Below are 23,033 nucleotides of genomic sequence, written 5' to 3'. Positions count from 1 at the left end.
GGGTGCAATCCTGCCCTGAGCTGAGAGTGCGCCAGACCCTCCCGGGGAGAGTCCGGCTCCCGATCAGGCCGGGGTGGCGCCTGCCTCCTGCTCAGAGGGGAGCGTGAGCCGCGCCGAGTCCGGCAGCGCATCATCCTGGGGCCAGTGGGAGAGGATGGCGTCCGTGGTGCTCTCCACCACTGTGTCATCTTTGAACACGGGCTCCCGGTAGCAGCGGGTCATGCGCAGCGCCTGATACATGTCGGGGCAGAGGATGACCCCCTCGTCGCCCACCCGGATCCCCGCCTGCTTGAGCCACTGGCTCATCTGGCCGTGGCGACCAGCCATCACCATGTGGATGCCGCGCCGTTTCAGATCCTTGTGCAGCTCCCCCACCATGCTCATCACGCTGATGTCCTGATGGGTGAAACAGGCCACCGCATCCACCACCAGGCATTTGGGGTTGTGGGGATCCTGCACCAGCAGCGCCAGCACCCGCCGCTTGAAGTAGGGGGCGTTGAAGTAGGTGAGCGGCGAGTTGAAGCGATAGACCAGGATGCCGGGAATGGCCTTGGCCTGCTCGTTGTCCCCCAGGGTACGCACCACCCCCTCGTCATCCATGCCGAGCAACTGGTCGGTGGGGCGCATCACATTGCGCAGGAACTGGAACAGCCCCAGCAGCACGGCGAGGGTGATCCCCGGGATCACCCCCATGGCCAGCACGCTGACGAAGGTGATGAGCGCCAGCCAGAAGGCGGCCCGATCCGAGTGGCGCAGGGCCCACAGGCCGCGAAAATCGGTCAGCGACAGCGACGCCATCACCAGTACCACGCCGAGGGCGGCCGTGGGTATGTATTGCAGCGGCGCCGTCAGGTAGAAGGTGACCAGGGCGATGGCGGCGGCCGCTATGATGGAGACCAGCTGGCTCTTGCCGCCGTTGGCATCGTTGACCGCGGTGCGCGAATCCGCCCCGCTGATGGCAAAGCCCTGAGAGGCAGCCGCCGCCAGGTTGGCCATCCCCAGCGCCCGAAACTCCTTGTCCGCATCGATTTCATAGCCGTTCTTGGCGGCGAAGCTGCGGGCGGTGAGCATCATGGAGACGAAGCTCACCATGGCGAGGTTGAGCGCCGGCAGCACCAGCTCGCGCATCAGACCTGGGGGAAATTCCGGCAACTGGAAGACGGGCATACCCGAGCCGATGGCCCCCAGGGTGGCGATGCCGAACTGGCCGAGATCCAGTCCCCACACCAGGGCCGCCGTCACTACCATGGCCACCATGGAGGAGGGCCAGGCCGGCTTGTAGCGCTTGGCCAGCAGCAGGGTGAGCAAGGCGGTCAGGCTCATGGCCAGGGTCGGCAGATGGGTCTGGGTAATGTAGTTGGCACCGCCCGCGATCCGCTCTATGAGGTAGCGCTCGCTGAAGGTGAAGCCGAAGATCTTGGAGAGCTGACCCACCATTATGGTGATGGCCACGCCGTTGAGCAGCCCCATCAATATGGGACGGGAGAGAAAGTCCGCCAGCACCCCCAGCTTGAAGCGGCTGGCGATGAGGCACCAGAAGCCGGTCATGGCGGTCATTGTCATCACCAGCTGCCAATGGCGGGTGGCATCACCGGCGGCGAGCGGGGTGACCACGGCGGCTATCACCGCGCAGGTGGCGGCGTCCGGGCCGACGATCAGCTGGCGGGAGGTGCCAAACAGGGCGTAGACCAGCATGGGCAGTATGCAGGAGTAGAGGCCGACCAGGGGCCCCACGCCGGCGAGTTCGGCATAGGCGATGGCCACGGGCAGCGCCACGGCCGCCACCGACAGTCCAGCGCGCACATCCGGCATCAGCCAGGCCCGCTGGTATTGCAGCAGGGCGGCGAGGCCCGGTAGCCAGCGTTCGAGTGAGAAGAAGTCGCGCATTATTTAACCCATTGAGTTACAAACAGCTTTTCCCTAGTGTGCCCAAGGTTGCCGAAACATTGCAATCAGGTTATGGCCAGTTCACCACCAGGTCAGGCCACAGCCGTTGCCACTCCTTGGCCTTGACCCGTTCGGTAAAAACCCGGCTCTCCTGGCGGCAGCGCGGGTTGGGATCCACCTGCAGGGACCAGTTGGGGGCAAAGCCATGGGGGGCCAGCCACTCGAACTCGCCGTCTGGCAGCAACCTGACCCCGATGCAGGTAGGCACCTCCACCCAGTGGCTGAGGGCCTCCAGACTGCTGACAAAGGGGGGAACCCGTTGGCGCTGGTGCATGCGGGCCTGATTGCGCACTTCCCAGCGTTGGCCCGGCACCCTGGCGGCCAGCCAGGCCTCGTGATCGGCCTCCTTCAATCCAGCCGGATCAGCACTGTCCAGATAGATGAGATCGATATCGTTGAGCGGGGTAGGGACTGATTTACAGTGCAGATGATCCCAGATGAGATTGCGGATAAAGCCGGCCCCCAGCGCCCAGTCGGGCAGCGCCAGCTCGCGCGCTGCCTGCAGGCAGGCCATGCGCTGGCCATCGGCCCGCAGCAGGATTTCGGTTTGCGCTTGCAGGCGCGCCTCTTGCGTACTCTGACGCGTCTGTGCGTCAACCTGCATTGCGGCGCAGCCAGACGTCTATGTAGCTGCAGCTGGGCACTATGGTGAGCCCCTCCGCCTGGGTCCAGCTGTAGAAGGTGCGCGCCAGCTGATCGGCGATGCCCTGTACCCTGAGCTCCGGCGGGACGAAGGTGCTGTAGGCGTCTATGGTCTTGGCATCGAGCCGCCGGTAACGCAGCCTGGACTCCTTGCCGTCCACCACGCAGATGAATTGTTGCTGGTTGGCCTGATGAATGATCTCGCTCATGCTTGCTCCTCGGTACGGGGAATGGGGTTATCTGACCACGTTGGCAGCCCTTTGCCAACTGCACGGGCTCGCTTACACTGCGAGCCCGACCGGGTGCATACCCGCTAGCCAAGGTATAGAACAGTTAACAGAGGATGGATCCCATTATGGCCTTCGCCACGCTGGAAGATCTGATTGGCAATACCCCCCTGCTGGCGCTGCGCCGCATCAATCCCTGGCCAGAGGTCACCCTGCTGGTGAAGCTGGAGGGCAACAATCCCGCCGGTTCGGTCAAGGACAGGCCGGCGCTGAACCTCATCAAGATCGCCGAAGCGAGCGGTCGCTTGCTGCCGGGAGCCCGGCTCATCGAGGCCACCTCCGGCAACACCGGCATAGCACTGGCCATGGTGGCGGCGGCGCGGGGCTATCGGATGCGGCTCATCATGCCGCGCACCATGAGCCAGGAGCGGCGCGATGCCATGCAGGCCTATGGCGCCGAGCTGGTGCTGGTGGAAAACGGCATGGAAGAGGCGCGGGATCTGGCGCTGGCCATGGAGGCACGCGGGGAGGGACTGGTGCTCGATCAGTTCAACAACCCGGCCAACCCGGATGCCCACTATCAATCGACCGGCCCCGAGATCTGGCGCCAGAGCGAGGGGGCGGTCACTCACTTCGTCTCGGCCATGGGCACCACGGGCACCATAATGGGGGTCTCCCGCTACCTCAAGGAGCAGAACCCGGCGGTGCAGGTGATAGGTCTGCAACCGGCAGAGGGGAGCCAGATCCCTGGCATTCGCCGCTGGCCTGTGGCCTACCTGCCCACCATTTTCGAGCCACAAAGGGTCGATCGGGTGCTGGACGTGACCCAGCAGGAGGCGCTGCTCATGATGCGCCGGCTGGCGCGGGAGGAGGGGATCTGCTGCGGGGTCAGCTCAGGTGGTGCCGTGGCCGGTGCCCTGCGGGTGGCGGCAGAGATCAAGCAGGGGGTGGTGGTGGTCATCATCTGTGATCGGGGGGATCGCTACCTCTCCACCGGGGTCTTTACGCCGGATCCGGCAGAGACGAACTGAGTGAAGTGGTCGGTAACATGATACGTATCAATAACTTGCTGACAAACTGCTTGATGTACCCTTTGTAACAATCAACAGCTTTCACAAGGTTGAATCCCTTTGTCTCCTGTTTGACACTCGGCGCCCTCTCGTCACCGATGCAAACAGGAGCGTCACATGATCTTGCCTTACTCCCTGAGTGTTTCTCTCATTGGCCTGGCCCTGGCGGGCTGCACCGTCGAACCCTATGCCTACCAGTGCGGCGACAAGCACTGCGCCGTCATCGATCACAAGGGGGAGAAACATGAGCGGCCACTGGACGAGATAAAACCCGTCTGGGAGCGCAACCAGGAACGGGAAGAGGCCATTCGCCGCAACAAGGAGTCCATCTGGCGCGAGAAGACGCCGGAGGGAAGGGACAACTATGGGGCCGGTGCCACCATCAGCTGGTAGCAAGCGGCCCCGCCATGCGGGGCCTGGCCAAGCTGGCTATTCCCAGGCCAGCTCCAGCAGGCCGAGCAGCTGGGTCCGGTCGGCATCCTTGCGGTTGTAGAGCAGGGCGCCGTCGTTGATGGCGAGATCCCGGATCTCGGGCAGCAGGGCCTTGTCGGTGACGCCGGCTTCGCGCAGGGTGCGCGGCAGCTTCACCGCCTGCCACAGGGTATCGCGCAAGGAGCACAGAGCCTGGATGCTGGCCTGTGCCCGCTCTGCGAGCGGGGTTGCCGCGAAGCGCTCGGCGCCGACCAGGGGCAGCAGCAGGCGAGCCAGCTCCTCATCTATGCCCGGCCGGTTGTAGTCGAGCACGGTCGGCAGGAAGAGGTTCATGCACAGACCGTGGGGCAGGTGACAGCGGGCCCCCAGGCTGTGGCCGAGGGCGTGCACCAGCCCCACCATGGAGTTGGAAAACGCCATGCCCGCCAGGGTGGAGCCCTCCGCCAGTTGCAACCGCAGCCGCTTGTCCTGCGGGTTGTTCAGCACCTGGGGCAGGGCACTGGCGATCTTCTCCACCGCCATCAGCGCCAGGGCGTCGCTGACCGGGTTCTTGGCGTTGCCGATGAAGGCCTCGATGGCGTGGGTCATGGCATCCATGGCGGTGGCCGCCGTGATGTTGAGGGGCAAGCCCTGGGTGAGGCGCGGATCCAGCACCGCCAGCTGCGGCAGCAGGAAGGGGGAGGTGAAGGGCACCTTGCGCCCGCTCGCCTCATCCTTGATCACCGCCACCAGCGTCACCTCGGATCCCGTGCCCGCCGTGGTGGGCACCACCGCCAGCGGCTGCAGGGGTCTGGTCAGGCAGCCTGCGCCGGCGTAATCCAGCAGCCGCGTCCCTCCCATGGAGGCGAGGATGTTGACCGCCTTGGCGGTGTCGATGACGGAGCCGCCGCCAAGCGCCACCAGGCTATCGCATTTGAGCTCCCGATAGCGGGCCGCGATCCGCTCCACCACGGCGGTGGAGGAGTCGGCCGGGATCTCGTCCCAGATGTCGGCGACCGGCAGCTCCCCCTCGGCCAGCACATTGGCCAGCAGGGTGGCGAGTCCGGTGCCGCTGACCCCCTTGTCGGTGAGCAGCAGCGGGCGGCGCGCGCCCAATCCGGCCAGCTCGCCCGCGAGCTGCTCCAGTGCCTGTTCGCCCGCCATCAGCTTGACCGGGCAGAAAAAATCGTAATAGCGACTCATGGTGCTCATCCTCTTGTTCAGCCGGTCAACAGACCCAGGTAGATGTGGCAGGCTCGCGCCAGCTTGCGGCGCGGGTCAGGATAGTGGCGCAGCAGTGGCCGCGCGATGAAGGCGGGCAGGATCAGGGCCTGCAGCTGTTCCAGCGCCCGTACCAGGTGCATGGCGACGGTGAGATCCCCCTCCACCAGCAAGCGGTTTTCGCTGAATGCCTGATTGACCCCGAGCCGAAAGCTGAGGGCGCGAAAGGCGATGCCCGGATGCTTGAAACGCACTCGCAACGGGTGCAGATCGCCGCTGGCATGGGGCGGTGCGCCGCACTGCCAGCGGCCTGCCGCCTTGTGGATGATCAGCGCCTGGCTGAGGCCCGCCACCTCCAGCCGTATGGTGAGGCCGTCGGGCAGGGGGGCGAGTTCTTGTCGCACCGCCTCATCGACCCGGGCGGCGCGGCACAGGGTGCGCCCTATGACCCAGAGCAGGGTGGCTATCCAGAGACGGCGGCCAAGGGCCGCCAGGGATTCAAGCGTCCGGTTTTGCATGAGGGTTCACTCCCGAGATGGCGGACCAGAACAGGGCGAAGGCACTGGCTTGCCAGTGCGCGTCCCGTCCCAGTTCAGGTTGGTCGACAAACAGGGAGGCGCAGGCCAGAAACTGGCTCTGGCACACCTCCAGCATCAGGGCCGGCGGGGCTTGCATCAGGGCACCGCTGGCCTGGCCCAGGCTCAGCAGGCGCGGCAGAAAGCGCAGGGTATCGCTCAGGATCTGGCTGCGCAGGGGGCGCGCCAGCAGGGGGGAGTGGAAGAACCCCAGCACGAACTTGAGCTCGTTGGGATGGGCCAGCATCCACTGCATCGCCTGCTGCCAGTAATGGCTGGCCTGCTCGCGCAGGGGCAGGGCGGCATCCGCCTCCGTGATGGCGGCGCCGAGCCGCAGTTTGACATCCTGATAGAGGCACTGGATCAGCACCTCCTTGCTGGGGAAGTGGTGAAACAGGGTGCCGTTGGCCACCCCAGCCGCCTTGGCGATGCGGGCGGTGGCGGCGCCTTGCAGCCCATCCTCGGCGCACAGGGCGAGGGCGGCATCCAGGATCTGGCGGCGCTTGTCTGTCATGGGTTTGTGCATGCAGGTCTCCGGCGCCCGTCAGCGCAAAAACAGCGCCATCATCAGCCGCTGGTGCCAGCGCCGATAAGGGGGGTGAACCAGGGAGCCTGTGCTGAACCTGCCACGGCTCAACACGGTTTTCGCCTTGGAGAAGGTGAGAAAGCCTTCGTGGCCGTGGTAGTGGCCCATGCCGGAGGCGCCGATGCCGCCAAACGGCACGTCATCGGCCGCCACCTGGAACAGGCTCTCGTTGATGGCCATGCCGCCTGAGTGGGTCTCCCGGGTCACCCTGGCCTGCAGCGCCGGATCCAGGCTCATCAGATAGAAGGCGAGGGGGCGCGGGCGGGCGGCTATGTAGGCGAGCGCCTCATCCAGGCTGTCGTAGGGCACCAGCGGCAACAGGGGGCCGAAGATCTCCTGCTGCATCAGCTGGCAGTGGTTGGGCACGTCGGTCAGCAGGTGGGGCACCAGCCGGTGGGCGACGTCGTCCCGGGCCGGGCTGCCGCAGGGGTGCACCTGGGCACCGGCCTGCTCGGCCTCGGCCAGCCAGCCGGTGAGCCGCTCATACTGGCGCCCGTTGATGATGGAGCCGTAATCCGGGCTCCCCAGCCCCTGGGGATAGAGGCGGGCGAAGTGGTTGCGGTAGGCCTCGATGAAGGCCTGCTCCTGGCCTCGTGGCAGCAGCACATAGTCGGGGGCCACGCAGATCTGGCCGGCGTTGAGGCTCTTGCCGAAGATCATCCGCTCCACCGCGAGCGCTATGGGCATGTCGGGGGCGATGAGGCAGGGACTCTTGCCACCGAGCTCCAGGGTGAGCGGGGTGAGCTGGGGGGCGGCGGCGGCCATCACCAGCTTGCCCACCGCGGTCGAGCCGGTGAACAGCAGATGATCGAACGGCAGGGCGCTGAAGGCGGCCGCCACCTGGGCATCCCCCTCGACCACTGTGACCTCATCCTCATCGAACACCTGATCCAGCAAGGTGCGCAGCACGGCGTTGGTGTGAGGGGTGAATTCGGAGAGTTTGAGCATGGCCCGGTTGCCGGCGGCGATGGCGCTGATGAGGGGCCCCAGGCTCAGCATCACGGGGAAGTTCCACGGCACTATGATGCCGACCACCCCGAGCGGTTGATAGAACACCTCGACCCTGGCCGGGGCCAGCAGCAGCCCTGTGTGGCGGCGGTGCGGGCGCATCCAGCGCTTGATCCGGCGCTGGGTGTAGTTGATCTGCATGACGCTGGGGAGTATGTCGGCGATCAGGCTGTCGTAATCGCTGCGCTGGCCATAATCCCGGGCCAGGGCGTCACACAACGGCTGCTTGTGGGCCAGCAGGGCACGCTTGAGCTGGCTCAGGTGGGCTCTGCGTTCGCTCAGACCCGGCATGGGATTGGCCTGACAGGCCTGCCTGAGCCGGGCCAGCTTGCCCGGTAGCGACAGCTTGTCTGTGGTGGTCTCCTGCAACTGAACCGCTTCCATGGCATACCTCGCGCGTTAATTGACCGACTGATTGGTCGGTCTAAATCTAGCGGCTTGTTAATCGGCTGTAAAGTTTTGCCATCTGGCTTAGCATAGGGTCGCGGATGACTCACCTGTGAACTGTGCGACCCACCACAGTTTCGAGATTTGGTGGTTGGTGACTTATCCAATTAGGGGTAGTTTTTGGCCATCAACCTACAAGGAGTGAGCGACATGACCAGGGAACTGAACAGCTTGTTGGCCCGGCTTGATGATGTGGTCGAGCGGATGCCGGATTGCTTCAACACCTATGAATTTGCCCAGAAGCTGGCGCTGCAACACCAGCGCGAGTTCTTTGCCGCGGGTCACTCCCTGGCCGAGCAGGAGGGACGCTTGCTGCGGGTGCTGCATCAGAAGATTGCCGAGGCGCTGGCCAGCAGCGATTCGGTGATCGAGGGGGCCTTGTTGCCATGCGTCACCCCCTGGGGCGAGAAGGCCACCTCGCCGCGCTGGCATCGCAAGCACTGAGTCGGCAAACAGATAATGAGAAAGGCCCGTCACGGGCCTTTCTCATTTCTCATGGTGAGTCGGGCTCACTGCGTCAGACGACGGGCCTGCCAGTAGCGGCTGTTCCAGTAGACATTGTCGAGGCGCGAGCGGATCACCCCCTTGCTGGTGGAGGCGTGGATGAACTCCCCGGCCCCCGTGTAGACACCGACATGGTATTGCTGCCAGCCGGTCTTGAAGAAGACCAGATCGCCGTGCTGCAAGCGGTAGCGATCGACCGGCGTGCCCAGGCTGGCCTGGGATTCAGTGGTTCTGGGCAGGTTGAAGCCGAGCACCTGCTGGTAGGCAAGCTGGGTGAAGGCGGAGCAGTCGAGCCCGGCCCGGCTGGCACCGCCCATGCGATAGGGCACGCCGCGCCATTGCTGGTAGAAGCCGTCGAAGGCACTGCTCTGACGGGGCGGCGGCGGTTCGGGCGTGCTGGAACAGGCGGCCAGCAACAGGGCCAGCAGGGGCAGCAGTAACTTGCAATGCATGGGGGATCCTTCGACTCGACGACTCGCTCATCATAAACGGGGTTTGGGGCTCGAACATAGCCTTGTTGGCAATAAACCGCGCCTGAGCGCCCGGAAAGGGCATGAGCCGAGTGACGTCATATTATCGGTTGTATTCATTTGAATAATATTTGGCGGCTATCTTGAATGAGCATTTCAATATTAACGTAATTATTCTATTCAAGTTTGAATGATTTTATCATTAACGTTATTGACGCCGTTGCGTGATCTGTGTCACGTTATTATTTCAGGCTAATTCGTTATGATGAAACCCTATTACAGCAGGCCGCTAGACAGGCCACCCCCGTCACCAATATGGTGGCAGCAAATTAGATATATATGGGTATGTTCCCGCAACTGGTTCACATAATAATATTCGGTCAATGACTGGCGTTGGCTGACAATATCACCAGACAGAGGAGGGCCACCCATGATATCGAGCCCATAGCAGTGAGTGTTTCCTCGCGGCAGAATGCCCAAGGCATAAGGCTCCCGCTTCATCGTTCAGGCCGATGAACAGGGACGCGAGGCTAAAGACAGGTGTCACCCGCATCCAAAATGGGCAGCGCTATCAGAGCGCGACAACAGTGTAATAGCATCGGCGAGCGCCGAATCTTCCACCTTAGACTGCACCGCAGTCCTTGTTTTGTCATATGAAATACCCGCCATGAATACGCTGTTAATTCACAGCGAGAAAAATGGCTGGCATTGCGCGGCAAGCAAGCAGAATAACACCGAAATATAACCATCAATAATAGGGTTATGCTGTTCCGCCTCATGGTGGAAATAGTCTGGTGTGATTCGACAAGGAGCTAACAATGAAAAACAAAAAACCACGCAAATTCATCACTCAGGCTCCCACTCTCAGTCTGCTCGCGCTGGCCTTGCTGGCAGGCAGCGTGCATGCCGAAGACATAGGCGAGCGTACCGATCAGGGCACCGCCATGCTGGCCAGCCTGCAATCGGAGCAGGGACTTGTCTACCTCAACGCCGGCGTCTGGCTGGATGAGCAGCAGGCCGCCAGGGGGCTGACCCCTGATCAACTGCGCGAGCGCGTGCTGGGGCAGGGGGAGCGCGTCTTCATCGACTTCAGCGCCATCACTGACAAGGGCGAGCGGCAACAGGCCAGAAAGGCCATGGAGCAGCTGGCCGGCATCTCGTTCGATTCCGACTGGGTGCTGGTCTCCGCTTACAAGGGTGCGCTGCTGTTTACCCCGCTGGGGGGCGTCGATGATCCAGCCTTCTATCGGGTGATGGAGCGGGTTGAGAGCCTTGAAGGGCAGGGCAAACGCCACAAACGCTCCCTGACCCAGCCGGCCACCGCCGAAGCCGGCTTGCCGCACGTGGCCTTCTACCTCAACGTCAATCGCAAGATCAGCGATGCCGAGTGCACCTTCCCGCGCTCGCGTACCTGGGATCGGGGGGATCGGCTGTTCTGTGACTCGCCGAATATTTCGCTGGTCTATCGGGTGAACCTGGAGCGCTCCCTGCAATTTGGCAACACGGGTTCCGCCACGCCGGATGCCAAGATAGTGCGGATCTCGCTGGATGAGGAGTCGGCCGGTGCCGGTATCCAGCTCAACGAAGATCTCACCTGGAGCGAGAACTTTGCCGGTTACACCCTGCTCGACGGCTGGGCGCGGGACTATGCCACCGATGCCATCGCCCAGGACTACCGCTTCACCATCGAAGCCTCCAACGCCAAGGCGGCCGTGCTCAAGAGCCTGCCCACCAACCTCAACAGCAAGTATGAGCATCGCGAGATCTCCGGCTTCGAGGTGGGGGTCACCGGCGGGGTCGAGGTGAACAAGGACGGGCCCAAGGCCAAGCTGGAGGCCTCGGCCAAATTCAGCCAGCAGCGCCAGCTCGCCTACAACACCCAGGACTATCGGGTCGAGCGCTCGGCGCCCAGTGCCCAGAAGGTGAGTTTCAGCTGGGTGCGGGATCAATACGCGACGGCGGAGTCTCTGCTCTCGTCCAAGACGGCCACCGTCTGGGGCATGGGATACGATGTGGATCACAATCGCATCCAGCCGCTGAGCTACAAGGGCTTCGTGCCGAATCTGGACGTCATCTACAAGGCGGCGCCCAACGAGCAGGGCAGCACTGAGTTCAAGATTGACTCCTCGGTCAACATCCGCCCCATCTATACCGGCATCTACAAGCACTATTACGTGGTGGGCGCCCATGTCTCCTTCCAGGGCTTCGAGGATGTCGACAAGCGCAGACGGGCGACCGCCTCCACCAGCTTCAAGGTGGACTGGAACCACCCGGTGTTTACCGGCGGTCGCCCGGTCAACCTGCAACTGGGCGGCTTTGACAACCGCTGCCTGAGCGCCGATGCCCAGCAAGGCGTGAGCGCCGTGACCTGTGACGAGACCTCGGCCGCCCAGTCCTTCATCTATGACCAGTACGGCCGCTATGTCAGTGCACTGGATACCCGCCACTGCCTGGATGGCAACAACCTGGGCCAGTTGCAGAGCTGCAGCCTGAGCCTGGGACAACGCTGGGAGTGGAAACCGGAGAGCGATGCACTTAGCAACCTGAGCGCCCATCAGCTGCTGGGTCACGACAAGCAGACGGGCGCGCTGGCGCTCTATGACGAGAATGGCCAGCCTGGTGACGTCAGCCTGCGTACCCTGACCTCCTACACCCAGATCTTCGGGCCACCGACCGGCAACTGACGGTTCGGCAGCTGATCTAGTGTCAGAGTCTTGATCAATGAAAACGCCGGCAAGTTGCCGGCGTTTTCATGGAGGTCAGTCTAAGTTCAGGCCTTGGGTTCGATCAGCGGGGTGAGCAGCTCGGCCAGCTTGTAGAAGGTCTGTACCCGAGTGGTGCTGGGACGCCACACCAGGCCTATCTCGCGGTACGGCTTCTCCCCCGGCAGCGGAATGGCCACCAGATCCGTGTTGTCGAGGATGCCGGCATCTATGGCCATCTGCGGCAGGAAGGTGGTGCCAAGCCCGGCGCCGACCATCTGCACCAGGGTGTGCAGGCTGGTGGCAGCGAACGGGTTGATCTTGCTCTTGTCCCGCAACCGGCAGGCGCTGACCGCATGCTCGGTGAGGCAGTGCTCCCGCTCCAGCAGGAAGATGCTCTGATTGGGCAGCTCCTTGTAGTCGAACGGGGTGTGCAGACCGGCCGCCATGCTGGCGGGCATCACCATGTGGAAGGGGTCCTGGCCGACCATCTTGCAGTGGAAGCCACCGATCTCCACCGGCAGCGCCAGGATCAGCAAGTCGAGCTGACCCTGCTCCAGCTGCTTGAGCAGGTTGGTGGTAGTGTCTTCACGCAGCAACAATTCCAGCTCAGGATAGGCCTTGCCACATACCTGCAGCAGCTTGCTGAGCAGGAAGGGGGCTATGGTGGGGATGCAGCCGAGCCGCACAGTGCCATGCATGACGCCGCCCTGATGCTGGCCGAGTTCCATCAGATCCCGTGCATCCGAGAGCAAATTGCGAGCCCGCTCGACGATTTCCATGCCGACCGGGGTCATAATGAAGCTCTTGTGGTCCCGCTCCACCAGTTGCAGGTTCATCATGTCTTCCAGCGTCTGGATCCCGGTACTCAGGGTGGACTGGCTGACATGACAGGCCTTGGCGGCGCGGTTGAAGTTCTTGTGCTCGTCGAGAGCGACCAGATATTGCAGCTGTTTCAGGCTGGGCCAACGTTGCATAGGAAAACCCGATTAATGCTATCTATTTAATTTGATTTAACTAATCTACCACCGGGTCTATAGTTTGTCGCTTGAATTAGACGGACTTGGCTCTAGGTAGCCCAATCCTGACAGGATTGTTCACTTCACATAAAGAGGAATTGAATATGGTATTGGTAGGCCGTCCCGCACCCGATTTCACCGCTGCTGCCGTTCTGGGCAATGGCCAGATCGTTGACAACTTCAACCTGGCATCCCACATCAAAGGCAAGGCAGCCGTCCTGTTCTTCTATCCGCTCGATTTCACCTTCGTCTGCCCGTCCGAGCTGATTGCCTTCGATCACCGCCTGGAAGAGTTCAACAAGCGTGGCGTGGAAGTGATCGGTGTCTCCATCGACTCCGAGTTCTCCCACAACGCCTGGCGCAACACCAAGATCGAAGACGGCGGCATCGGCCCGGTCAAGTACCCGCTGGTTGCCGACATCAAGCACGAGATCTGCAAAGCCTATGACGTCGAGCACCCGGAAGCCGGTGTGGCCTTCCGTGGCTCCTTCCTGATCGACAGCCACGGCGTGGTTCGTCACCAGGTCGTGAACGATCTGCCGCTGGGTCGCAACATCGACGAGATGCTGCGCATGGTCGACGCCCTGCAATTCCACGAAGAGCACGGCGAAGTGTGCCCGGCTCAGTGGGAGAAAGGCAAAAAAGGCATGACCGCCTCCCCGGATGGCGTTGCCAAGTATCTGTCCGAGAACGCCGCTTCCCTGTAATCGGGTCTGCGTACCGGATACTGAAAAACCGATGCCAAGGCATCGGTTTTTTTATGTCTTTTTTTTGCGCCGGATCTCGTTACCCGGCCAAATGCCAGCCATAAAAAAGCGCGCCCACAGGCGCGCTTTTGCTAGTCAGGCCGTCAGGCTACTCGTCGAAGATACCGAAGTGATCCTTGGCGAAGTTGACTCGCTGCTCCACGTTCATCTTGACCTGGCCCAGCTTCTCTATGGTCTTGAGATTGGGCACCAGGCCGCGGCCGTTGGCGATCTGGATGGCGAGACCCGGCCGGGCGTTGAGCTCCAGCAGCATGGGGCCGCGGAACTTGTCCAGCACCATGTCGGTGCCTATGTAGCCCAGGCCCGACATCTCGTAGCAGGAGGCCGCCAGGGTCAGCAGGGTGTCCCAGTGGGGCACCTTGAGCTCATAGAGATCGAGGCCGGTATCCGGGTGATGACGCAACGGATTGCCAAACTGCACCGCCCGCAGTGCCCGACCGGTGCGCAGGCACAGGCCCACGCCCACGGCGCCTTGGTGCAGGTTCGCCTTGCCGTCGGAGGCTGCGGTGGAGAGGCGCATCATGGCCATCACAGGGAAGCCCTTGAAGATGATCACCCGGGCATCGGGCACCCCTTCGAACGAGTAGCCATCGAAGACGTCATCGAAGTTGATGAGGCCTTCCACCAGCGCCACGTCGGGCTTGCCGCCCAGCGAGTAGAGCCCGGCCAGTATGTTGGAGACATGGCGCTCCAGATCCTGACCATTGCTGGCGCTGCCGTTTGGCTTGTAGAAGAGACCCTCTTCCTGACGCAGGATCACCAGGATCCCCTTGCCGCCCGAACCGCGCGCCGGCTTTATGCAGAAACCCGGCCAATCCTTGACCAGCTGGGTGATGCGGGTCACGTCATGCTGTTCGCGGATGGTGCCGATCAGTTCCGGCACAGTCACCCCCGCATCCAGCGCGATGCGCTTGGTCTGCAGCTTGTCATCCACCAGCGGGTAGAGGCTGCGCGGGTTGTAGCGGCTGATGTAGGAGTGGTTGCGTTTGTTCATGCCGAGGATGCCTGCCTGGGACAGGCTCCACGGACTGGTGTATTTTTCCCAGAACCACATCTGTTACTTGTCCTTACCCGGGGTGGCGCCAGACTTGATCTCGTTCACCAGCGGTTTGAAACGCTTGAGCTCGCTCAGCTTGTAGCCGGTGTAGTTACCCAGCAGCAGCACGGTCGCCATCAGCACCAGCTGCAGGCCGAGGAAGTTGAAGGTCAGGTGACGGATCAGCTCGTTGTCCATGGCCAGGTAGGCGATGACCGCCACCAGCAGGGAACCACCGCCCTGACGGACGACCTCTTTCGGACCCTCTTCTTCCCACAGAATGGACATCCGCTCTATGGTCCAGGAGAGGATGATCATCGGGAAGAAGGTGATCTTCATGCCGTCGGTCAGCCCCAGCTTGAAGGCGAACGCGGAGAAGATGCCGATCATCGAGATCACCATGATGATGATCGCCGATATTCGGGCCACCAGCAGCAAGTTGAGCCGCGACAGGTAGGAACGGATGATGAGACCCGTGCCGACGATCAGCAGGAAGCCGATCAGACCCGTGATGAGGGAGGTCTGGATGAAGGCGACCGCGATCAGCACAGGCATGAAGGTGCCCGAGGTCTTGATACCGACGATGACCCGCAGGAACACCACCATCAGCACGCCGATGGGGATCAGCAGCAAGCCCTTGAACAGCGCCTGCTCTTCCAGCGGCAGACTGTGGATGGAGAAGTTCATCATCTCTGATTTTTCGAACTTCTGCGCCAGCGCCACGTTCACCGGTTGCTCCTGCTCGATCATCGAGAAGGTCACCTTGGAGTTGTGGCCGCCGGTCACGTCCAGCAGGGCGCCTGAGTTGTATTCCCACAGCAGCAGGTTGGCAGGGCGACCCTGTTCACCGGTTTGCGGGTTGAACAGCTTGTAGTCGGTCGGGCTGTTGAACACCTGCAGGTAATCCACCAGCTCCTGGCGACGGCGGCCGTCTTCCAGGCTCAGGGCATGGACGACCCGGGCCGGGACGTCAGCGTTGCTCAGCAGCTCGGCGATCAGGTTGGCGCGGCTCTTGTGAGACTTCAGCAGCTCGGCGTTCTGCTCCTGCTTCTCGATCTCCTTGATGATCTCGCGGGTCAGGGTGTAGCCGTCGGCGGAGCGCTCCTGCGCCCGCTCGGAGATCTGCTTCATCGCAGTGGCGTAAGGCTCGCTCTCTATCTGCTTCTCGATGACGGGGGGCTGGGCCAGCGCCGCCGGTTTGGCGTGCTCGTCAGCCATCATGTCGACGCGGTAGTAGAGCTCCTGCCGGCCGGAGGCGGTGCGAATGGACCATTCGGCACGGGCATCGCCATCCTTCTCGACAAACGACAGGCCATAGCCCGGGCTAGCGGCGTTCTCGTTCATCAGGGTGAAACCGGGCTGAGTGCCCGGAATGGCCAGGGAGGCGATCACTGGCTCGCCGGTGGCTTCAAATTCCAGCTTGGCCTCGATGGACCAGATCTGGCGTTTTTCACCCGGCGTCAGCGGCACGTCCAACGCTATGTGGTGATAAAACGTCATCCCCAGGCCGACAATGTACAGCAGGGCGACCAGCAAATAGAACGGCTTACGGGAAACCATGGATTATTTCACATCCTTGAGCTTGGGTTTTGGTTGGATATATTCGCGGGCCACATCAACCACGGCGATGTCTTTCAAAAATTCGCGACCCAGCAGCACGGGGAAGGTCATGTCGCTGCGGTCTTTCAGAGTAAATTCAGCTTTTTCTGTCATGTCGCCGATCCGCACAGCCAGACGTACCACGGGACGACGATCGAGATCGTCGGCGGACGCCTGACGTACCCGCACGTGACGCACCAGCGGCGCTTCGATCTGGATCTTGTCATCCATCTCCTGGTGGCTCAGGAAGAAGCGCACCCAGTTTTTGCCGTTGCGCTCGAAGATGGTGATGTCCTGGGCGCTGATGGAGGAAGTGGTGGCACCGGTATCGACCCGCGCCTGGAAGGCGTCATTGGCGGCGTCTACCCAGATCCACTCGGCTTCACCGACCAGCAGTTTGCCATCGACCGTGTGGCCCTGGCTTGGTGCCTGGCACTTCTCGGTCGGGATCGCCATGGGCTTGGGCGGCTCGGGCGGCAAGGATTCGAGCTTGCTGTCGACTTTTTTCACGGACTCTTTCATGTTGTTGACATCAGTGTTGAGCTGAACCAGCAGGTGCTGTTGCTGCACGTACTGCTTCTGTTGCTGTTCCATGGATGTTTGCAGACGTTGCTCGCTCAGATTGATCTCGGTGCGAAGCTCGGCCAGCGTCAAGGTAGGTACCGGGGGCGCTTTCTCCATACTGACACACCCGCCGAGACTGAGCAGGGAGAGCAGGGTCATTCCTTTTAATTTGCTTTTCATGTCATTCATTTAACTGTGCTTCCTGGAATTGGGTCAGTGTAACTTCCACAGGCGCCATCGGCTAGTCTTTGGCCTTTCTGGCAATCAGTACGGCACGTTTCGGCGCCGGGTGTCCTTCCACCGTGAGCGCTGGATCTTGAGGGTCCAGATAATCGCTCAGGGATTCATTTATCATCCAGTCGGTACGACGCTGTTCGTCGGTGCTGGTCATATTCTCGTCTACTATCCGCACGTCGGTGAAGCCGCAGCGCTCGACCCAGAGCTTGAGGGCCGCGCTTGAGGGGATGAACCAGACGTTGCGCATCTTGCCGTAACGGTCGGTGGGCACCAGCACGTCGTTGACGCCACCATCGATCACCAGGGTCTCCAGCACCAGCTCGCCATCGTCTTTGAGCTGGTTGCGCAGCTGCTCTATGTGCTCGATGGGGGACTTGCGGTGATAGAGCACCCCCATGGAGAAGACTGTGTCAAAGGCGCGCAGCTCCGGCAGCTCCTGAATGCCGAGCGGCAACAGGTGGGCGCGCTGGTCGCCGCCGAGAAAGTGGCGGATGGCCTCGAACTGGCAGAGAAACAGCGGGCTCGGGTCTATGCCGACCGCGAGTTTGGCGCCTTCCCCCACCATGCGCCAGAGGTGATAGCCGCTGCCGCAGCCCACATCCAGCACATAGCGACCGGCCAGCGGGCTGATATGGGGCACTACCCGTTCCCACTTCCAGTCGGAGCGCCATTCGGTGTCGATGTGGATGCCGTGCACTGTGAACGGGCCTTTGCGCCAGGGCATGAAGTGGCGCAGCAGGCTCTCGACCTTCTTGCGCTCCCCCTCGCCCAGGCTCTCGGCATGGCCGATCTCGACCCCATGTTGCAGCTCTATGGAGCCGGACGCGACCGTGGGCAGTTTGTTGAGGGCACGATTCCAGCGCGGCAGATCCCCGTGCTGGTTGTCGTGCTGCCAGGCGTGCAACTGGGCGGGCAGGGTATGCAGCCAGTGGCTCAGCCGGTTTTTGGCGATCAGTTGATAAAAATTGGCAAAGTCGATCATGGCTTAGTTGGCGTCGCTGGATTTGATGGCAATCATGGAACCGAAGTTGAAGCACTGGAACCAGAGATCCTGGTGAACGAAACCGGCGTCCCACAGGCGGGCTCTGTGTATCTCCAGGCTGTCGGTGCGCATCACGTTCTCGAGGGCGTTGCGCTTCTGGCTTATCTCCAGCTCGCTGTAGCCATTGGCCCGCTTGAAATCCAGGTGCAGATCGATGAGCAGCTCGTTGACCGGCGCATCCTCGAAGCGGAACTTCTCGCTCAGGATCAGGATGCCGCCCGGGCGCAGCCCATCAAAGATGCGCTGGATCAGGGGCATCCGCTTGTCGGGGTCCACGAACTGCAAGGTGAAGTTGAGCACCACCACGGAGGCGTTCTCGATTTCGACGTCGCAGATGTCCGCTTCCACCAGTTCTACCGGCACCTCGGATTTGAAGCCGGAGAGGTGGGCGCGGGCGCGCTCTATCATCGGATGGGAGAGATCCACCGCCGTGATGGCGCAACCCGGCTGGGTCACGTGGCGACGCATGGCCTGGGTGGCGGCACCCAGCGAACAGCCGAGGTCATAGAGCCGGCTCTCGGGCTGGGCGTAGCGGGCGGCCATCATGCCGATGGCGGAGATGATGTTGCTGTAACCCGGCACCGAGCGCTGGATCATGTCGGGGAAGACGTCGACGACCTGTTCGTCAAAGCAAAAGTCCCCCAATCGGGCGATGGGGGCGGCAAAAATCTGGTCTTTGGTATGCATGCTGGCGCAACCTGACAGCCGGTATATGAACCGACTGTTTGTTCAATTGAGTCGTTGGGTGACACCCTTCAGGGTTGTTTTATCACCGGTTTACGAACGGGGTGGCTGGCCGTGAGATCCTTCGGGCCGGCCCTGTTCGCAATGGGCCATCATCCGGGCCCTTGATCCGGAGCCGCGTTGTCTGTTGCAACGAATTGCAGTGGTCAACGGCAGGCCCCTTATTCGGAGCCGTGCTGTCTGTTGCAATGAATTGCAGTGGTCAACGAAGGCCCCTTGCTTGGGGCGCTAGTGTAGAGGATTGATGGGCGTTTGTCTTGACGCCGAGCCCCGTCCAGCAACAAAAAAGCGGCTTTTTTTACGCATGCCCGATAGCCTGTGAAATGGCTGACTAAAAGCGCAGCACGCCCTGGCGTGCGCGATCGTTTTCCCCCGGCCAGGGGGCCATCTCCTGCCCCAACAGGCGGGTTATCTGGCGGGCCAGCTCGGGTGACTGGGCATTGTCAGCGGTATGTATAAAGAGGTAGAGATCCTTGCCCTCCGCCAGCCACTGACGCCAGTGGGGCAACCAGCTGGGCAGGAAGGGGTGATTGGCGGCCGGATCCGGCAGACCGATGAGCCGCACCACGGGGGCGCTGGCGGTGGTCAGCAGATGCACCGGCAGTCTGGGCTTCTTGCCCTGGGCATCTATCATGGCTGCCGTGGTGGCTGGCACAGAGAACAGCGGCCGGCTGTCGAGCATGATGCGGTTGATGCCTTTTTCCATCAGCATACGGTTCAGGCTGCGCTCCGCCTCGCCCTTGGCGAAGAAATCGGGGTGGCGCACCTCGAGGGCATAGCGAAACTGTGTCGGCAGCCGGTTGAAGAATTCAGCGAGACGGGGAAGGCCGCTCGGGCCGAAGCGGGCGGGCAGTTGCAGCTTGAGCAGTCCCAGCTTGTCGTGCAGCGGGGTGAGCAGCTGGATAAAGTCGCTCACCTGTTTGTCGGCGCTCACCAGATCGCTCTGATGGCTGATTTCTTTCGGAAACTTGAAGCTGAAGCGAAAGTGGGCGGGCACCGCATCGGCCCAGCGTAGCACCGTTTCCGGGGTCGGCGAGGCGTAGAAGGTGGTGTTGCCTTCTACCGTGTTGAACACCCGGGCGTAGTGGGCGAGGTGCTCGGCGGGTTTGGCCCCCACGCCCAATAATTGACCGGGCCAGGCCGGGTGTGACCATTGTGGCAGGCCCAAAAAGAGGCTCATGGCGGATCCTGTCTGCGGGTTTATCTCGTTTTGCGCCCATTTTTTGCCTTGAGATGTAAAAAACAGGGCAAAGGGGGCTGCTGGCCATTTTACCCAAATGGGGGTTTTCCTCTATAATGCCAGCCCTTTTGTTTGCCAATTTGTTGTGACTCACGCCGCTGTGCGCATATTGTGGCGACGGTAGCGGCCATGAATTGGCCAAACAACGACGCTTTCCGATGCCCTCTGACCGACTGCCCGGCCGCTTGCCAGCCGCCTCTGGTCGAGCCGATATCGGTGGCAGGTGTCCGATCCAGGGGATCGGACGGTATGAGACAGATTTCAAACCGGGTAAGAACAAGACTCTGGCCAGCTGTGAGACAGACGGTGCTTGCCAGTCGTGCCCGGCGACCCAGGTTCACCGTCTCTCTACAATTTCGAAGGAAGAAGTCCATGCGCTCTATCTATTGCGGACAGGTCAATGAGGCCCATGCTGGGCAGACCATTACATTGTGCGGTTGGGTCCATCGTCGTCGCGACCTCGGCGGTCTGATCTTTATCGACATGCGTGACCGGGAAGGGATCGTGCAGGTGTTCTTCGATCCGGACAAGCCGGACGCCTTCGCCCTGGCTTCCGAACTGCGCGGCGAGTTCTGCATTCAGGTCTCAGGTGTGGTACGTGCTCGTCCTGACTCCCAGCGCAACAGCGACATGGCCACCGGCGCCATCGAAGTGTTCGCCCACGAGCTCACCATCATCAACCGCGCCGAGCCGCTGCCGCTCGACTTCAACCAGGTCAACAGCGAAGAGCAGCGTCTCAAGTTCCGTTATCTGGATCTGCGTCGCCCCGAGATGGCCAAGTACCTGAAGACCCGTGCCAAGGCCAGCGCCTTCGTGCGTCGCTTCATGGACGAGCACGGCTTCCTCGACATCGAAACCCCCATGCTGACCAAGGCCACCCCGGAAGGTGCCCGTGACTATCTGGTGCCGAGCCGGGTGCACAAGGGCAAGTTCTACGCCCTGCCGCAGTCCCCGCAGCTGTTCAAGCAGTTGCTGATGATGTCCGGCTTCGACCGCTACTACCAGATCGTCAAGTGCTTCCGTGACGAAGACCTGCGTGCCGACCGTCAGCCGGAATTCACCCAGATCGATGTGGAGACCTCCTTCATGACGGCGCCGCAAGTGCGTGAGCTGATGGAAGAGATGATCCGCAACCTGTGGCAACACGTGCTGGCCGTGGATCTGGGCGACTTCCCCGTGATGACCTTCGACGAGGCCATGCGCCGTTTCGGCTCCGACAAGCCGGACCTGCGTCTGCCGATGGAGCTGGTCGATGTGGCAGATCTGCTGACCGCTGTCGAGTTCGCCGTGTTCGCTGGCCCCGCCAACGACCCGAAAGGCCGTGTGGCGGCCCTGAAAGTGCCGGGCGGCGCCGAGCTGTCCCGCAAGCAAATCGACGAGTACACCAAGTTTGTCGGCATCTACGGTGCCAAGGGCCTGGCCTGGATGAAGGTCAACGAAGCCGCCAACGGCCTCGAAGGCGTACAGTCTCCGGTGGCCAAGTTCCTGTCTGACGAGATAGTGCGCGAGATCCTGGCCCGTACCGGCGCCGCCGACGGCGACATCATCTTCTTCGGCGCCGACAGCAAGAAAGTGGTGGCCGATGCCATCGGTGCCCTGCGTCTGAAAGTGGGCCGCGATCTGGGTCTGATGGAAAACAGCTGGAAGCCGCTGTGGGTCATCGACTTCCCCATGTTCGAGGAAGACAGCGAAGGCGGCCTGGCGGCCATGCACCACCCCTTCACTGCGCCGAGCAACCTGGGCCCGAGCGAGCTGAAAGCCAACCCGCTCAGCGCCTATGCCAACGCCTATGACATGGTCATCAACGGCTACGAAGTGGGTGGCGGTTCTGTGCGTATCCACAACAGCGAGATGCAGGCCACCGTCTTCGACATCCTCGGCATCACCCCGGCCGAGCAGCGTCTGAAGTTCGGCTTCCTGCTGGATGCGCTGAAATACGGTACCCCGCCGCACGCCGGTCTGGCCTTCGGCCTGGATCGCCTCAGCATGCTGCTGACCGGTACCGACAACATCCGGGACGTGATTGCCTTCCCGAAAACCACGGCGGCCGCCTGTCTGATGACAGACGCCCCCAGCTTTGCCAACCAGGCGCAGATGAGCGAACTGGCGATTGCGACGACCGTCAAGGGTGATGAATAAGCCGGCATCCGGCACAGTCCCGGCCGCGCCCGGCGCGGCCTACCCGGTCACTTTGTGTTATTGAAATCTAAAAAATATAACGGAGAGTCTCTATGGCAGGTCACAGTAAGTGGGCCAACATCAAACACCGCAAGGCAGCTCAGGATGCCAAGCGCGGCAAGATCTTCACCAAGCTGATCCGTGAAATCACCACCTCGGCTCGTATCGGCGATCCGGATCCCGCCAACAACCCACGCCTGCGTGCGGCGGTGGCGGCTGCCCTGACCGGCAACATGACCCGCGACACCATCAACCGTGCCATCGCACGTGGGGCCGGTGGTGGCGACGGCGAGCAGCTCGAGACCATAGTCTACGAAGGCTACGGCCCGGCTGGCTCCGCCGTCATGGTGGAGTGCCTGACCGACAACCGCAACCGTACCGTGGCGGAAGTGCGTCACGCCTTCAGCAAGTGCGGCGGCAACCTGGGCACCGACGGCTCGGTCGCCTACCTGTTCAGCAAGAAAGGTCTGCTGACCTTCGTCGGTGTCGATGAAGATGCCCTGATGGATGCGGCCCTGGAAGCGGGCGCCGATGACGTGGTGACCGAGGAAGATGGTTCCATCGAGGTGTACACCACCCCGAACGACTTCGGGACCGTGCTGGATGCGCTGGAAGCCGCCGGCTTCAAGGCCGAGAGCGCCGAAGTGACCATGATCCCTTCCACCGAAGCCGAGCTGGATGCGGAAACCGCCCCCAAGCTGATGCGCCTCATCGACATGCTGGAAGATCTGGACGACGTGCAGGAGGTGTACCACAACGGCTCCATCTCCGACGAAGTCGCCGCGACCCTGTAATCC

General features: G+C 62.0%; 22 protein-coding genes. 7 read left to right on the top strand and 15 right to left on the bottom strand.

All coding sequences use genetic code 11. The features are described 5' to 3' along the window. Positions 1–63 precede the first annotated feature (63 nt). From AACQ95_RS08435 to AACQ95_RS08425, 3 genes are all read right to left on the bottom strand, one after another. A complete protein-coding gene (locus AACQ95_RS08435) occupies positions 64–1,887 on the bottom strand; it encodes a SulP family inorganic anion transporter (protein WP_043141018.1) in 1,824 nt (607 codons plus the stop codon). 70 nt (positions 1,888–1,957) lie between these two features. Further along, complete coding sequence (locus AACQ95_RS08430; RefSeq protein WP_241278310.1) at positions 1,958–2,551, bottom strand: nucleotidyltransferase family protein; 594 nt, start codon at positions 2,549–2,551, stop codon at positions 1,958–1,960. Further along, complete coding sequence (locus AACQ95_RS08425; protein ID WP_011705401.1) at positions 2,541–2,798, bottom strand: GNAT family N-acetyltransferase; 258 nt, start codon at positions 2,796–2,798, stop codon at positions 2,541–2,543. The genes AACQ95_RS08430 and AACQ95_RS08425 overlap by 11 nt, the downstream gene beginning before the upstream one ends. Before the next feature lie 134 nt (positions 2,799–2,932). Here AACQ95_RS08425 and cysM point away from each other — a divergent pair, with 134 nt between their 5' ends. After that, positions 2,933–3,847 (top strand): cysteine synthase CysM, encoded by a 915-nt coding sequence (gene cysM / locus AACQ95_RS08420; protein WP_241278309.1) that lies wholly within the window; start codon positions 2,933–2,935, stop codon positions 3,845–3,847. Between the two features lie 156 nt (positions 3,848–4,003). Beyond that, a complete protein-coding gene (locus tag AACQ95_RS08415) occupies positions 4,004–4,279 on the top strand; it encodes a hypothetical protein (RefSeq protein ID WP_241278308.1) in 276 nt (91 codons plus the stop codon). A gap of 36 nt (positions 4,280–4,315) precedes the next feature. On the opposite strand, the gene AACQ95_RS08410 is transcribed toward AACQ95_RS08415, so the two are convergent. The 4 genes from AACQ95_RS08410 to AACQ95_RS08395 are packed head-to-tail and all read right to left on the bottom strand — an operon-like array spanning position 4,316 to position 8,071. Continuing rightward, positions 4,316–5,500 carry an iron-containing alcohol dehydrogenase gene (locus AACQ95_RS08410; RefSeq protein ID WP_241278307.1) on the bottom strand — a complete coding sequence of 395 codons (1,185 nt, stop codon included), beginning with the start codon at positions 5,498–5,500 and terminating at the stop codon, positions 4,316–4,318. A gap of 17 nt (positions 5,501–5,517) precedes the next feature. Then, positions 5,518–6,036: an SCP2 sterol-binding domain-containing protein gene (locus AACQ95_RS08405; RefSeq protein WP_241278306.1), complete on the bottom strand. Its 519-nt coding sequence runs from the start codon at positions 6,034–6,036 to the stop codon at positions 5,518–5,520. Then, a complete protein-coding gene (locus AACQ95_RS08400) occupies positions 6,017–6,619 on the bottom strand; it encodes a TetR/AcrR family transcriptional regulator (RefSeq protein ID WP_043141031.1) in 603 nt (200 codons plus the stop codon). The genes AACQ95_RS08405 and AACQ95_RS08400 overlap by 20 nt, the downstream gene beginning before the upstream one ends. 18 nt (positions 6,620–6,637) lie before the next feature. Further along, positions 6,638–8,071: a coniferyl aldehyde dehydrogenase gene (locus tag AACQ95_RS08395; RefSeq protein WP_043141034.1), complete on the bottom strand. Its 1,434-nt coding sequence runs from the start codon at positions 8,069–8,071 to the stop codon at positions 6,638–6,640. 213 nt (positions 8,072–8,284) lie between these two features. Between AACQ95_RS08395 and AACQ95_RS08390 the strand changes: the two genes are divergently transcribed. Continuing rightward, complete coding sequence (locus AACQ95_RS08390) at positions 8,285–8,578, top strand: hypothetical protein (RefSeq protein ID WP_241278305.1); 294 nt, start codon at positions 8,285–8,287, stop codon at positions 8,576–8,578. 65 nt (positions 8,579–8,643) lie between these two features. On the opposite strand, the gene AACQ95_RS08385 is transcribed toward AACQ95_RS08390, so the two are convergent. Then, a complete protein-coding gene (locus AACQ95_RS08385; RefSeq protein ID WP_042872518.1) occupies positions 8,644–9,090 on the bottom strand; it encodes a C40 family peptidase in 447 nt (148 codons plus the stop codon). 836 nt (positions 9,091–9,926) lie between these two features. Between AACQ95_RS08385 and ahh1 the strand changes: the two genes are divergently transcribed. Further along, the gene (gene ahh1 / locus AACQ95_RS08380) at positions 9,927–11,792 is read left to right on the top strand and encodes a hemolysin Ahh1 (protein WP_241278304.1); all 1,866 of its coding nucleotides are present in this window, start codon (positions 9,927–9,929) and stop codon (positions 11,790–11,792) included. 86 nt (positions 11,793–11,878) lie between these two features. Here the strand turns inward: ahh1 and AACQ95_RS08375 are convergent, their stop codons facing one another. Then, a complete protein-coding gene (locus tag AACQ95_RS08375) occupies positions 11,879–12,787 on the bottom strand; it encodes a hydrogen peroxide-inducible genes activator (RefSeq protein WP_043141650.1) in 909 nt (302 codons plus the stop codon). Positions 12,788–12,933: 146 nt separating this feature from the next. Between AACQ95_RS08375 and AACQ95_RS08370 the strand changes: the two genes are divergently transcribed. Next, positions 12,934–13,536 carry a peroxiredoxin C gene (locus tag AACQ95_RS08370; protein WP_241278303.1) on the top strand — a complete coding sequence of 201 codons (603 nt, stop codon included), beginning with the start codon at positions 12,934–12,936 and terminating at the stop codon, positions 13,534–13,536. A 148-nt stretch (positions 13,537–13,684) separates the two neighbouring features. Here the strand turns inward: AACQ95_RS08370 and AACQ95_RS08365 are convergent, their stop codons facing one another. From AACQ95_RS08365 to AACQ95_RS08340, 6 genes are all read right to left on the bottom strand, one after another. After that, on the bottom strand, positions 13,685–14,650 hold the full coding sequence (locus tag AACQ95_RS08365) for an alpha-L-glutamate ligase-like protein (protein WP_043141648.1): 966 nt from the start codon (positions 14,648–14,650) through the stop codon (positions 13,685–13,687). Positions 14,651–14,653: 3 nt separating this feature from the next. Further along, a complete protein-coding gene (locus AACQ95_RS08360; protein WP_043141646.1) occupies positions 14,654–16,192 on the bottom strand; it encodes an inactive transglutaminase family protein in 1,539 nt (512 codons plus the stop codon). A gap of 3 nt (positions 16,193–16,195) precedes the next feature. Continuing rightward, entirely contained in the window at positions 16,196–16,984 is a 789-nt protein-coding gene (locus tag AACQ95_RS08355; protein WP_043141644.1) for an ATP-dependent zinc protease family protein, read from the bottom strand. A 52-nt stretch (positions 16,985–17,036) separates the two neighbouring features. Beyond that, positions 17,037–18,014, bottom strand: a complete 978-nt coding sequence (cmoB, locus tag AACQ95_RS08350; RefSeq protein WP_241278302.1) for a tRNA 5-methoxyuridine(34)/uridine 5-oxyacetic acid(34) synthase CmoB — start codon at positions 18,012–18,014, stop codon at positions 17,037–17,039. 3 nt (positions 18,015–18,017) lie between these two features. Continuing rightward, complete coding sequence (gene cmoA / locus AACQ95_RS08345) at positions 18,018–18,761, bottom strand: carboxy-S-adenosyl-L-methionine synthase CmoA (protein WP_241278301.1); 744 nt, start codon at positions 18,759–18,761, stop codon at positions 18,018–18,020. Between the two features lie 388 nt (positions 18,762–19,149). Then, positions 19,150–19,998: a DUF72 domain-containing protein gene (locus tag AACQ95_RS08340; protein ID WP_241278300.1), complete on the bottom strand. Its 849-nt coding sequence runs from the start codon at positions 19,996–19,998 to the stop codon at positions 19,150–19,152. Between the two features lie 432 nt (positions 19,999–20,430). On the opposite strand from AACQ95_RS08340, the gene aspS reads away from it, so the two are divergent. Continuing rightward, positions 20,431–22,197, top strand: coding sequence for an aspartate--tRNA ligase (gene aspS / locus AACQ95_RS08335; RefSeq protein ID WP_241278299.1), 1,767 nt, complete (start codon positions 20,431–20,433; stop codon positions 22,195–22,197). A 92-nt stretch (positions 22,198–22,289) separates the two neighbouring features. After that, entirely contained in the window at positions 22,290–23,030 is a 741-nt protein-coding gene (locus tag AACQ95_RS08330; RefSeq protein ID WP_043557237.1) for a YebC/PmpR family DNA-binding transcriptional regulator, read from the top strand. The last annotated feature ends 3 nt before the right edge of the window (positions 23,031–23,033 follow it).

Source organism: Aeromonas sp. MR19 (assembly GCF_963899305.1).
Classification (GTDB): Bacteria; Pseudomonadota; Gammaproteobacteria; order Enterobacterales; family Aeromonadaceae; genus Aeromonas; species Aeromonas bestiarum.
The sequence above is the reverse complement of the archived record's forward strand: the minus strand, read 5'-3'. Positions and strand labels throughout refer to the sequence as shown.